Annotated in this window: 13 protein-coding genes; 8 read left to right on the top strand and 5 right to left on the bottom strand. The window is 53.8% G+C overall.

Annotated features, from left to right (window positions below):
• Positions 1-57 precede the first annotated feature (57 nt).
• From Q371_RS13730 to Q371_RS13715, 4 genes are all read left to right on the top strand, one after another.
• Positions 58-501, top strand: a complete 444-nt coding sequence (locus Q371_RS13730; RefSeq protein WP_051964350.1) for a nuclear transport factor 2 family protein — start codon at positions 58-60, stop codon at positions 499-501.
• Between the two features lie 162 nt (positions 502-663).
• A complete protein-coding gene (locus Q371_RS13725; protein ID WP_034341535.1) occupies positions 664-1680 on the top strand; it encodes an ABC transporter ATP-binding protein in 1017 nt (338 codons plus the stop codon).
• Positions 1677-2486, top strand: a complete 810-nt coding sequence (locus Q371_RS13720) for an ABC transporter permease (protein WP_034341534.1) — start codon at positions 1677-1679, stop codon at positions 2484-2486. The genes Q371_RS13725 and Q371_RS13720 overlap by 4 nt, the downstream gene beginning before the upstream one ends.
• Before the next feature lies 1 nt (position 2487).
• Complete coding sequence (locus Q371_RS13715; protein ID WP_034341532.1) at positions 2488-3276, top strand: ABC transporter permease; 789 nt, start codon at positions 2488-2490, stop codon at positions 3274-3276.
• Positions 3277-3283: 7 nt separating this feature from the next.
• On the opposite strand, the gene Q371_RS13710 is transcribed toward Q371_RS13715, so the two are convergent.
• The gene (locus Q371_RS13710; protein ID WP_034341530.1) at positions 3284-3910 is read right to left on the bottom strand and encodes a helix-turn-helix transcriptional regulator; all 627 of its coding nucleotides are present in this window, start codon (positions 3908-3910) and stop codon (positions 3284-3286) included.
• Positions 3911-3954: 44 nt separating this feature from the next.
• Between Q371_RS13710 and Q371_RS13705 the strand changes: the two genes are divergently transcribed.
• Complete coding sequence (locus Q371_RS13705; protein ID WP_034341527.1) at positions 3955-4860, top strand: alpha/beta hydrolase family protein; 906 nt, start codon at positions 3955-3957, stop codon at positions 4858-4860.
• Here Q371_RS13705 and Q371_RS13700 read toward each other — a convergent pair.
• Genes Q371_RS13700 through Q371_RS13690 form a run of 3 tightly spaced genes read right to left on the bottom strand, consistent with a single transcriptional unit; the run spans position 4857 to position 7435 of the window.
• Positions 4857-5732 carry an SDR family oxidoreductase gene (locus tag Q371_RS13700; RefSeq protein ID WP_034341525.1) on the bottom strand — a complete coding sequence of 292 codons (876 nt, stop codon included), beginning with the start codon at positions 5730-5732 and terminating at the stop codon, positions 4857-4859. The genes Q371_RS13705 and Q371_RS13700 overlap by 4 nt on opposite strands.
• 55 nt (positions 5733-5787) lie before the next feature.
• Positions 5788-6681, bottom strand: coding sequence for a helix-turn-helix domain-containing protein (locus tag Q371_RS13695; protein WP_034341523.1), 894 nt, complete (start codon positions 6679-6681; stop codon positions 5788-5790).
• Between the two features lie 37 nt (positions 6682-6718).
• Positions 6719-7435: a class I SAM-dependent methyltransferase gene (locus tag Q371_RS13690; protein WP_034341522.1), complete on the bottom strand. Its 717-nt coding sequence runs from the start codon at positions 7433-7435 to the stop codon at positions 6719-6721.
• Between the two features lie 403 nt (positions 7436-7838).
• On the opposite strand from Q371_RS13690, the gene Q371_RS13685 reads away from it, so the two are divergent.
• Positions 7839-8438, top strand: a complete 600-nt coding sequence (locus tag Q371_RS13685) for a helix-turn-helix domain-containing protein (RefSeq protein WP_034341519.1) — start codon at positions 7839-7841, stop codon at positions 8436-8438.
• 52 nt (positions 8439-8490) lie between these two features.
• Here Q371_RS13685 and Q371_RS13680 read toward each other — a convergent pair whose 3' ends face one another.
• Entirely contained in the window at positions 8491-9333 is an 843-nt protein-coding gene (locus tag Q371_RS13680; RefSeq protein ID WP_034341518.1) for an AAC(3) family N-acetyltransferase, read from the bottom strand.
• Between the two features lie 246 nt (positions 9334-9579).
• Between Q371_RS13680 and glnA the strand changes: the two genes are divergently transcribed.
• Together glnA and Q371_RS13670 are read left to right on the top strand one after the other, a co-directional pair.
• On the top strand, positions 9580-10920 hold the full coding sequence (gene glnA / locus Q371_RS13675) for a type I glutamate--ammonia ligase (RefSeq protein ID WP_034341594.1): 1341 nt from the start codon (positions 9580-9582) through the stop codon (positions 10918-10920).
• A gap of 662 nt (positions 10921-11582) precedes the next feature.
• Positions 11583-12563: a branched-chain amino acid ABC transporter permease gene (locus tag Q371_RS13670; RefSeq protein WP_034341517.1), complete on the top strand. Its 981-nt coding sequence runs from the start codon at positions 11583-11585 to the stop codon at positions 12561-12563.
• Positions 12564-12567 lie beyond the last annotated feature (4 nt).

The raw sequence follows: 12567 nt of genomic DNA, 5'->3' as shown, positions 1-12567 counted from the left end.
CAGGGAGAGGATTTTTGTTTGCTTGCCCATTTTGCAACATCTCATATAGGATAAGTCATGTATCATGCCATTGTCCGATCCATTGTGCGCTCTGCTTTCCAGACCCTCAGCCTTGGTAAAAACGCCGATCTGAACAAAGTGATGGCTTTGTTCGCGCCAGATGCCCACTTTTCATTTGCAGGAGAACATGCTCTGGGAGGAGATTTCAAAGGACCCTCCTCCATTCGGGCGTGGTTTGAACGGTTTCAGCAGGTTTTTCCAGAGGTCCATTTCGAGGTGCAGCGTGTGGTGGTCAGTGGATGGCCCTGGAACACACTGGTCAACACCTTTTTCACCGTGCAAGCCCCTTTGCCAGACGGAACCCTGTACCAGAATCAAGGATTGCAGGTGCTGCGGATTGGGTGGGGGAAAATCAAAGAAGACCACATTTTTGAGGATGTGGCCCGATTGAAAGAAGCTCTGGAGCGTTTGAAGAAATCACAGGTTCACACTGGAAGCTGACAGGATGGTCTGTTGCCGAGGGCCGAGAGCCCAGAGCAGAAGGCAAAACCAGATCTCGCTGTGAACTGTCTACTGTGGACTGTAAACTTCCAATAAGCCTTCCGGCCCTTCCACCTATGTTTTATGGCTTAAAACATGGTCACCCATCCTACAATTGTTCAAATGGAACCACTTCCGATTGATGTTCAAAACCTGAGAAAAATATTCGCCATTCACAAAAAAGAGGCTGGTTTAAGGGGATCCATCAAAGGGCTGTTCAAACCCGAGTACCAGTACAAAACCGCCGTCAATGACCTGAGTTTTCAGGTGGGCAAAGGAGAGGTGGTCGGTTACATCGGGGTGAATGGTGCAGGCAAAAGCACCACCATCAAAATCCTGACCGGTATTTTGGCCCCCAGTGGTGGACAGGTCAGGATTCTGGGCCGGGATCCATTCAAAAACCGGGTGGCCAATGCCAGAGACATTGGGGTGGTGTTCGGGCAACGGACGCAACTCTGGTGGGACCTTGCTCTGGTGGAGTCTTTGCGACTGATCACCCGGATGTATGACGTTCCACAAGCAAGGTATCAGGCTTTGCTGGAGGAGTTTTCCCAGACCCTTGAACTGGATGAACTGCTGTCCAAACCGGTACGAACCATGTCTCTGGGTCAGAAAATGCGGGCAGAACTGGCTGCTACACTCATCCACGAGCCCAAGATTGTGTATCTGGATGAACCGACCATTGGCCTTGACATCATGGCCAAACAAAGGATTCGGGACTTCATCAAACGCCAGAGTCAGGAACGGGATGTGAGTGTGCTGCTCACCACCCACGACCTTGGAGACATTGAGGAGTTGTGCCAGAGGATCATCATCATCGACAACGGACAGATCATTTATGACGGGCAGCTCTCCACCATCAAAAACCACTTTGGTACACACCGCACCATCACTTTTGAAACCGCTGAAAAGCTGAACACCTCCAGACTGGTGGTGCCCAGAGGGGCAGAAATCATCTCTGGCGAGGGGCAAAAACTGGTGCTGAAATTCAACCGCTCTGAGGCGAGCGCCAGTCAGGTGGCTGCCTCTGTGATGCAACAACTGGAGGTGCAGGATTTTCAGTTGCAGGAACCGGACCTCACCTCGATCATCTCGCAGATTTATCAGGGGGCGCTGTCCAGAGAAAAGGTGACCGGATGAATGCCGTTCTGAACCGCATTTCGGTTTATGCTGCGGTGGGCATAACGCAAGCCAAAGTGCGCATGGCTTACAGTGCGTGGTTCTGGGCCAGCCTGTTTGTGCAAACCGTAGGCCTCTTGGTGATGGTGTATTTCTGGAGCGCTGTCTACGAGAACCAGACGAGCATCAACGGTCAAAACATGCAGCAGACCCTCAATTACATCATGCTGGCCCGGATGCTCTCTGGACTGACCAACTCGGGGATCATCCAGAGGTTCGGGCAGCTTCTCAACCGTGGGGAACTGGCCATTGAACTGCTGCGGCCTGTGGATTTTCAGTTGCAGAATCTGGCGCAGGCCCTGAACCGCTGGACCACCGATCTGGTGATGCGCTGGCAGCTCTGGATGATTGCTCTGATATTTTTCCACTTGCAACTGCCCTCTGAACCGCTGGCCTACCTGTATTTTCTGGTGTCTCTGGTGCTGGGAATGGTGATTGTGTTTTTCTTCGAGTACATGATCGCCTGCATCGTCTTTCTGACCACCGAATCGTGGGGCCTGACCGTGCTGAAAGAAGGGGTGGCCTCTTTTTTGAGTGGTGCCCTGATTCCCCTCACCCTCATGCCCGAGTGGCTCAGAACGGTGGCCAACTGGACGCCTTTCAGCAAGGTGGTTTATGTGCCTGCTTCATTTCTGAGTGGCCTGACCCCTCTGGCTCAGGGACCTTCGGTTTTGCTGGAACTGGTGCTGTGGGTGATCGGTCTGGGTTTGCTGTCCCGTCTGGTGTTTGCCCACACCGTCAAGCACGCCACCATTCAGGGAGGTTGATGTGAAACGTTACCTGCAACTGTACTTTGACCTTTTAAAACAGAACATCAAAACCAAACTGGAATACCGGGTGAACTTCTTCATCGGAGGGATCAGCACCCTTGCTGGACAGGTCGCTGGCCTCCTGACACTCTGGGTGGTGATGGAAAACATCCCGACTTTGAAAGGCTGGACCCTGAGTCAACTGCTGCTGATTTACGGTTTACTCACCCTCTCCAAGTCCCTGAACCACATGTTTGCCGACAACCTCTGGCGTCTGGGCTGGGCCTACATCCGCACCGGAGACTTTGACCGTTATCTGGTGCGTCCGGTGAATCCCCTGTTTCACCTGCTGGCAGACCGTTTCTGTGAGGACGGCATCGGCAACTTTGTGGTGGGCCTGGCCCTGATCGTGTACAGCAGTCTGGCTCTGGACATCCCGTGGACCCTGTTCAACCTGCTGTACCTGCTCCTGATGGTGCTCAGTGGAGGGTTCATTTTCATGGGCATCAACCTGATCACCTCCAGCCTGTCCTTCTGGATGACCGATTCTCTGCCCGTCATGTGGGGTGTGTTTGAGACCCACGAATTTGCCCGCTATCCCCTCAAGATTTACCATGCCAGCGTGAATGTGGTTTTCACATGGATTTTGCCGTTTGGGATTGCCTCGTATTACCCAGCCAGTTATTTGCTCGGGCAACCGGTGGGCTTTCTGGCGTGGATGGCCCCCATCATGGCCGTGCTGTTCATGGGGGTGGGTTACGGGTTCTGGAAAGCGGGTTTGAGTCGGTATACAGGCGCAGGGAGTTAAAAACACATCAATCCACAGTCTTGGCCAACCCGAGCCTCAGCAAATACCGTTGTCCATTTCGCTTGCCCCGGTACCTGAGCCAGATGTTTTGAAGCTCTGTTCTGAGGGCAAGCGCTTCCTCAGGGGTCAGGTGGATTTCAGTCCAGTTGGACCACTGGGCTCCGGGCAGTTCAGGGGCTTCCTGATCGGGTCCGATGCTTGAGGTCACATCAAAATCCCCGTGCTGGTCCCGGCGGATCAATGCTCCCCAAGTGCGCTCTGGGGTTTCAATTTGCAAGGCCACTTTCAGCAGACCTTCTGTGAAACGCTGCTGCCATGGGGCCTCTCCTTTCAGATAAGCCGCCTGCATGGTTTCAAAAGAGGTCAGGGAAAAAGGCACATAAAAGGCATCGGCAACAGACCGGTACCAGAGGATGGCTTTGCCTGCTCTGGGCACTTCACGAACCACCTGAACGAGTCCCAGAGCCAGCATTTTCTTGGTGTGGTGGTGCATCAGACTGATGGAGATGCCCAGATCTTCTGCTGCTGCTTTGACGGTGTTTTCCTGACCCAGAAAGGGTCTGACCCGTTCCCGCTTGATGGGGTCCATCAGAAAGGCTGCCACCTGTGGATCACTGACCTGCAAGCTGTTCAAATTTTCCCTCTCCTTTTTGAACAGTATAGATTCAGAGTGAAGGCATGACCACCAGACACCAGTTGATCCAGTTTCCCGGCGATCAGGTTTCCCTTTCCGGCACCCTTGTGCTTCCAGAGGCCTCTGGCGCGTATCCTGCTGTGGTTTGCGTGCATGGATCAGGCCCAGAACCCAGAGCATGGTCCATGCGTGTGGCAGAGCAATTTGCACAACAAGGCATTGCAGCCCTTGTTTATGACAAAAGGGGAACAGGTGAATCCTCAGGAGACTGGACCTCGGCCTCTTACCACACACTGGCCAAAGACGTGCTGGGAGGGGTCAAAACCCTGAAAAACCATCCTGAGATTTCAAAAGTGGGCCTCAGGGGGGTCAGTCAGGGTGGATGGGTGGCCCCTCTGGCCGCTTCCCTGTCACAGAATGTGGATTTTCTGGTGCTGGTCTCCCCTGCCATCATGACCCCAGCAGAACAGGAACTGTACCGGGTGGAAACCCAGATGCGCAGGGCAGGCGAAACAGAAGAAGACATTCAGGAGGCCCTGTCCATTTACCGGATTTTCAACAGGGCAGCAAGGCAAAACCGGGACCTGCTGCCCATCATGGCCCTTTACGACCTGCTTTCGGTCAAGAAATACATGTCTTTTGGAGAGGCGTTGCCCCCAGAGCCTGTGCTCCTGAACATCTTTAAACAGTGGCATGAAGTGCTGGACCTCGACATTCTTCCTGTGCTGGAGAGTCTCAAGATTCCCGTGCTGGCCCTTTTTGGAGACAGAGACACTTTTGTGCCTGTGCCAAAAAGCAGTGAAAACCTGCGATCTGCGTTAAAACATCACCCTGATCTGACCGTGCTGCATTTTGAAAACGGCACCCACTTCATGACCGATGACACCTCCGGAGCCCCCATTCCCGAGGCCTCCGAAAAAGCCATCCAGTGGATTCTGGAACGGGTTTAACCCGCATCGATCCCGAGGTGTTCTCTGGCATGACGGCCCCAGTCTGGCTGTGTGCCGTCCAGATCGGTAAAACCATACTCCTGATACAGATTCCAGGTGGCGTAACGGCCACCATTCTTTTCATGGATGTGCGGATCCGAGGCCAGAGCCACCACTGCCCGTGCCAGATAGTACGGGGTTTCCGAAGCGATGAAATGGGGCTCTTGTGCAACCGCATCACGCCAATTTTCTTCGGTCACGCCGAAGTGGTCCAGCATGGCTTCTGAACGCAGGAAACCCGGAGACAATGCCAGAGCGGTGATGCCATGCTCGGCCAGTTCTGCACCCTGTGCGAAAGCCAGACGGTTCACAGCCACTTTTGCCAGATCGTAGAACAGGCTGCCCCGGTATTTTTCAGTGATGCCGTCGGTGATTTCGATGATCAGTCCAGCTTTTTGCTGGACCATCAGGGGAGCCACATAAAAGCTGGTGATGATGTGGCTTTTCACAGCATTGTCGAGCAGTTTCAGGCCATTTCCAAGGTCATGTTCCCAGAATTTCACCCACTGGGTGAGGTGATCGCCGCCCCACACATCATTGATCAGGATGTCCAGTCTGCCTGATGCTCTGGAGATGCGCTGAATCAGGGCTTCCACCTGTGTTGGTGAGGTGTGGTCCACTTGCACCGCAATGGCCTGACCTCCGTTCTGAATGATGGCCTCTGCAGTGTCCTCAATGGTCTCTTTGCGTCCAATTTCTGAAGTGTGGGCTCGGGTGGTCCGCCCGGTCACATAAACCGTGGCTCCTGCCCGCCCGAGTTCAATGGCGATGGCCCGTCCTGCTCCACGGGTGGCTCCGGTGACCAGTGCGACTTTTCCGTTCAAGGTTTGCATGTTTTCTCCTTTCTGTGGTCCATGAAAGACCGCAGAATACAGGGGTTGATGGTTTTTATTGCCGCTCAAACAAAATGGGATCGTTGGTCCCGAGGTCGATCCCCAGCGTTCTGAAAGCGTCCAGCAGGTGCTGGCGTTTGATGGCACTGAAGGTGATCACATGGGCCAGAATGCCCCGAAACGTGAAGGTCTCTGGAGGGGTGCACACCGCATCCACAAATTCCACATGCCACTCCCCTTTTTCTTTGATGGTGCGGGCAAAAGCCATGAAGTCCAGAGCAGCTTTCTCGGCTCGGGTTTTGAGGCCCTGCACACTCATGTCACTGTGGTCGGTCTGGCTTTGTCCGTACAGGGCGGCCAGCCAGACTTCTTTGTCGGAAATCAGGCTGCTGAGCATGTCCCGAATGCTGAATGCAGGCACATGGTACGGGGCCACCTCCATTTTTCCCACTGCAAGATCGAGTTGCTGGTCTGGCAGTTTTGCCGCTGCTTCCAGCATCCTTGAAGTCAACCAGAAATCATGCTGGAACAGCAGGTCGATGAGGTCCAGATCGATCTTTTCTTTGCGAATCACCTGAGGTTCATAGTGGATGCCATTTTCCGCAGGCAACCAGAAACTGGGGGTCTCGGTGGCCCGGTAGGCACTCGGGCTCACCTGAAAGGCTCTCTTGAAGGCACGGGTGAAGGATTCTAGAGATCCATAACCCGCATCTAGAGCAATGCTGGTGATGCTCTGGTCCGTCCGTCCCAGACAATATGCAGCCCTTTCCAGCGTCAACCTTTTGCGAAAAGCAGCTGGAGTCTCCCGGTATGCCTGCTCAAACATGCGGATGCTGTGCTCCTGTGAAAGCTGCATTTTGTGGACCATCTCGGGTCCATGCACAGGCTTTCCAAGGTCCTGAGACAGCAACTTCAGCAGGTTTTCGATGCGCGACTGGAACGGTTGCATGGCTCCATCCTAAAAGAAAACCTGACCCCACATTTGATCAAAATTGATCTGGCTTGCAGGCCAGCACCACCAGAGCCCCGGCATCTTGCTGGAAGGGATTTTCCTTGAAATCTCCCCAAAATCTCAGGTCTTGAAACCCAGCTTCCAGAAGCAACTGTTCCATCTCAGTCTGCTGGATCGGGTAAAGCTGCGTTTGCTCAGCCACCAACGTTTTGCCTTGCTGCTCGACTTTTCCAGAGAACAGCACCTTGCCGTCTTGCAGGGTGTAGGTCCTCTGAAAAGTCAAGTCTCCCCTGCTGAGCACCGGAAAAGTCAGGTGTTTTTGGTGCAGCACCTGATGGAAATTGACGGTTTGCAGAATCAACAAACCCGAGGGTTTCAGCAAACCATAAAACTGCCTGAACACCTCAAGGATTTCCAGTGGTCCCTGCAGATGGGGCAAGGTGTTGCCCACACAATATATACAGTCATAAGGTCCAGCAAACAGGTCTTTGACTCGGCGCATGTCTCCGACTTTGATGCAGGTGTTGGAAGTCCCAGCCAGCTTTTTCTGGGCCAGAGCCACCATCTCTGGACTGTATTCCAGTCCGTCCACCTGTTCAACGTGTGCACTGAGGTGCAACATCAAGGTTCCAGTTCCTGCGCCCACATCCAGCACCCAACCAGAGAGGTGTTTCTTCAGAAACGCAATTTGCAGCTCAGAAGCAGGAAAAACCTGATCGTAAACCGAGGACAACGCAGCATAGAAGGACATGGTTTCAGCGTAAGCCTTGCTGGAAGAACAAAGCCATGACTCTGGTCAAGCAAGCTGAAGGGGCGAGTCTCAGCCACCAAGCCTCAGCAAAAGCTTTACAATTGCCCTCAGCTCTGGGCTCTCGGCCTGTACCCTTCTGCCTTCCCCTTGACCCAGGTCAAGGATTTCCAGAGGTCTTTCCCTTATGGTGTTTCAGGACCATTTGAGGTGTGATGGATGGAGCTGTAGCCACAATGAGAACATGAACTTTTCCGGGCAATTCTCCGTACCTGACCACAGGAATGCTCTCACTGCCCACTAAGCATTGTGACTTATCTTGGGATTAAAGAAACCAATTGGTTTACAAAATACCAGAAGGGTACTATAATAAACATAGTAATCAGTGCCACCCAAGGAGGGCAACATGATCTCGACCAAAACTTTTGTAGACACTGTGACTTACCGCCCCGGCGCAGTCATTCTCTATCCCGGAAAATCTGACATGCTGTACCGCGTTTCCAGCGGCCTTGTACGCGTCCACACCATGGACGATGAAGGAAACGGCCTGACCCTGCGCTACGTCAAACCCGGCGAATACTTCGGAGAGGAAGCCCTCTCTGGCGTGGACCGCAAATACTTCGCAGAAGCCGTCACCAACTCCAGCGTGGATGTGATCAACCCTGCGCTCCTCAGCGCAGAAGACACCGTGCAGGTCACCAACCATCTGGTGAACGTCATCAACCGCGCTTACGAAAACATCTACCGCTTGGTGGGCAAACGCCTCAGAAGCCGCATTGCCGCTGAGCTGCTGGAACTCAAAGACACCGCTCTGGCCACCAAACAGGACAATGGCGAAATCCTGATTTACGCCACCCACGACGAACTGGCTGCAGCAGTGGGCTCGGTCCGTGAAACCGTGACCAAAGTGGTCGGCGAACTGTCCAGAGAAGGCGTGATCCATGCCGGATATGGCCGTGTGGTGCTGGCAGACCTGAACGCCCTGCGCGACATCGCAGCAGAGTAAACCCTAAACCCTCTGATTCCAAAAGACCCTGTTGCCCTGCAACGGGGTTTTTTCATTGCACTTTTGGCTGATGGCTTCTTGGCGAAATGGCGTGATACTTCAGCAGACCCCGCACATAATTGCAGCGGCAACCCGAGTAGTGGCACAGCAAAGCCTCGGGATTTCTGGCCAGCAGCAGGACCGTCACATCAATCAGTTCCTGCACATCGTACAGGCCAATGTTCCCTGATCCCAGACGCACACTCTTTTTGTGCATCAGGTGGCGTTCAATTCGACCAAAAGCTGCAGAGCAGTTGGGAAAATAGGTTTCCTGCATCCTGCCGTCCTGCACCACAAAACGGGGCAATTCGAGTTGCCCTGCGAGGTATTCGCCATAGTGGATGCTGGTGTTGGAGGTGTGGTCCGTGCCCATCAACAGCACTTTGCCTGCCAGATCGTAAAGCGCACCTGCTGGCGCATACGGCTCACGCAGGGACTGGGCATTCAGGACATCCTCGGCCCTCTGGCCATAAGCCACGAAACTGAGGGCAGGATGCTGGCTGCGCAGGGCCTCGGGGTCATCCACCAGAGCCTGAGGCACCCGACCAATGTCACGGGACACCTTCGAAAACCGGTGAAAAGAACCCATCGGACCGGGAGGATGGGGGGGCCACTCTGGGGTGCGGTACGGCTCGGGCCAGACCAGCGTGTAATAGGTGAACGCAGGCATCACCACGGTGGCAGCACTGGTTTTGAGGGCTTCAGCAAAGGTTTCTGCGCCGCCATGCACGTAACCAAATGCACTCAAAGAAGCATGGGCCATGAGGTGGTCTTTGCCCCGAAGACCGAGGGCTTCCAGAGCCTGCTGGACATCGGTGGCATGGACGGTTTTGTTGCGGCGGTGCAGGTGGAGCACAGGCTTATGGTAACACGCCAGAAAATGCCGGGCACCAAGAGCCTCCTCCAGTTTTCACAGATCAGGCTTTTGCCTTCTGTGTCACATTGACACCCACAAGGCATCAACTTAGACTTTGGATGTTGGAAACAACCCCAGCGTTTCCCAATGTGCCAGAGCCCACCGCTCTGGATCTGGAAGGTCCCTTGTTGCTGGTCCTTCTGAAACACATTCCCTGAATTCGCCACTTCAGAAAGGATGGGCGTGATGGCATACACCAGAGAGAGCATCCTGCAGGCCCTCAAAAACGACAACGTTCAATTTTTGCGCTTGCAATTCACCGACATTCTGGGCATCGTCAAGAACATTGAGGTGCCTTCCAGCCAGTTTGAAAAAGCCCTCAATGGCGAGGTGATGTTCGATGGTTCTTCCATCGAGGGGTTCACCCGCATTGAAGAATCGGACATGCTGCTCAAACCCGACCTGGGCACCTTCCTGATTTTTCCCAAGTTCAGCCACGAGGAGCATGAACGGGGCAAAGTGGCCCGTTTGATTTGCGATGTGGCCCTGCCAGACGGCACCCCTTTTGAGGGGGATCCCCGTTATGTGCTCAAACGCCAGATCGCCCGGGCCAAGAAATTGGGTTTTGAACTGTTCGCTGGTCCAGAGCCAGAATTCTTCCTGTTTGAGCAGACCGAAGATGGCAAACCCAGCACCAAAGTGAACGATCAGGCCGGTTACTTTGACCTGGCCCCCATCGACAAAGGTGAACGCATCCGCCGTGAAATCACCAACAAACTGGTGGAAATGGGCTTTGAAATTGAAGCTGCCCACCACGAAGTGGCTCCCGGCCAACACGAGATTGATTTCCGTTATGCCCCTGCCATGGAAACCGCCGACAACATCTCCACCTTCAAATTTGTGGTGAAACGGGTGGCTCTGGAGTATGGTTTGCTGGCCAGCTTTTTACCCAAACCGGTGGCTGGCATCAGTGGAAGCGGCATGCACGTGCACCTCAGCCTGTTCAAGAACGGCAAAAATGCCTTCTATGACGAGAAAGCAGAACATCAGCTTTCTGCCACAGCCCTGTACTTCATTGGTGGCCTTTTGGAGCATGCCGATGCCATGTGCGCCATCACCAACCCTCTGGTGAACAGTTACAAGCGTCTGGTCCCCGGATATGAAGCGCCGGTCAACATCGCTTGGAGCACCTCCAACCGTTCTGCAATGGTCAGGATTCCTGCACGCAGAGGGGCCGGAACCCGAGCCGAGCTGCGCATGCCCGATCCTGCCTGCAACCCTTATCTGGCTCTGGCCGTGATGCTGGCTGCCGGACTGGACGGCATCGAGAAGCAACTGGAGCCCGCCCCGGCCATCCAGAGGAACATTTACCACATGACCGTGCGTGAAAAACGCAAGCACAAAATCCGTGAATTGCCCGGCGACCTGAATCAGGCCGTGGACGCCCTGGAGCGCAGCGAAGTGATGATTGAGTGCCTCGGGCAGCATGTGATGGAACACTTTGTGGAAGCCAAACGTCAGGAATGGCGTGAATACAGTGCCGTGGTCCACCAGTGGGAACTGGACACCTACCTGACCAACTATTGAGCACTTTGGACTGATCCTTTGTTCTTTCATCGCATTTGACAGAAGAACAAAAGGATGTCTCTCTGGAAAAGGTTTTTTGAAACAGGAGGATTCAGACGAATCCTCCTGTTTCACTGATGAACGCAGTAGGGATTGTCACTTTCGTTTTGGGCTGTGCGAAGTTTGCACAGCCTGTTTTTTTGCCCTGAGGGCGTGTTCCATGCCTGCACATCAGGTCTACGTCAGGAGTAACACTTTGATTGGTCTATGGAATCATTTCCATTTGCAGATTGCTCAAAATTTTGGGGACATTTTGCAGAAAAAAACAAGGTATCGTGGCTTACAGGATCCAGTACATGAAGCTTGATCCTCTGAAAGGAGATTTTTCACAAGAAAACAGCGTCCAATGTACACTAAGCGTTTATGCTTATCCGGGTGAATAACAACAAATGCCGCTGTGTACGAATTTTTCCGGGTACAAATGTATACAGTCCAGCTTTTTTATGCACCCAGAGCACAATTTCACCCGATTTTTCATTGACAAGGATTTGACCCATCGTTATTATGACCGGGTATTCAGGTTCTGCTCATTTCAGACACACAAAACGGAATGGCAGCAAGGTGAAGACAAGGTTTGGGGAACACCGACGGTTCCAACCCGAGGTGCAACGTGTGGAGGTTCAATGAGCGACTTACAAATCTGGATCTCGATTTTTCGAGACGGGCTGATTCTGGGCGTGGTCTACGCCATCATTGCACTCGGATACACCATGGTGTACGGGGTGCTGCAACTCATCAACTTCGCCCACTCAGAGGTTTTTGCCACTGGGGCCGTGGTGGGGTATCAAGTGCTTGCCGCCTTGAATGGCGTGGAGATGAACGGTTACCTGAAGGTCATTCTGGCCATTCTGGGCGCCATGATCTTCTCTGGTCTGCTGAACATCTTGATTGAACGGCTGGCTTACAGGCCGCTCAGGGGAGCACCCAAACTGGTGCCACTGATCACGGCCATTGGGGTCAGTTTCTTGCTGCAAGACTCCTTGCGCATGTTCATCAACCTCAAAGAGCAAACCGACCGTCTGTCTTATCCCTCTGTGCTGGGCACCGAAAAAATTCTGGGTTTGAACCCCACCGACGTGCTGCTGTTCGTGGTGGCCGCCCTGATGCTGCTGGTCCTCAACTACATGGTGAACTACACCAAACTGGGAACCGCCATCCGTGCCGTGGCACAGGACCAGCAAACCGCCCGTCTGATGGGCATCAACACCAACAACATCATCGCACTGACCTTCTTCATTGGGGGTGCACTCGGTGGTGCTGCGGGGGTGCTCTGGGGCGTCAAATTCACCCAGGTGGACGGCTACATCGGCATCATTCCCGGCATCAAAGCCTTCACGGCCGCTGTGCTCGGGGGCATCGGCAGCATTCCTGGCGCAGTGGTCGGCGGACTGGTGCTGGGCTTCCTGGAAAACCTGATCGGAGCCATCTCGATCTTCGGGGTGAAGATGTCCTTCTCCACCAACGGTTTCGTCCAGAGCATCGGCAATGTGCTGATGAATGTGGGCGTGCAGTGGAAAGACGTCGGCGCTTTCATGGTGCTGATCATCATCCTGATTTTCAAACCCGCTGGTCTGCTCGGCAAGGCCACCACCGAGAAGGTATAAGAGG

Source organism: Deinococcus misasensis DSM 22328, assembly GCF_000745915.1.
Lineage (GTDB): Bacteria > Deinococcota > Deinococci > Deinococcales > Deinococcaceae > Deinococcus_C > Deinococcus_C misasensis.
This window is presented reverse-complemented; position numbering and strand designations above follow the sequence as displayed.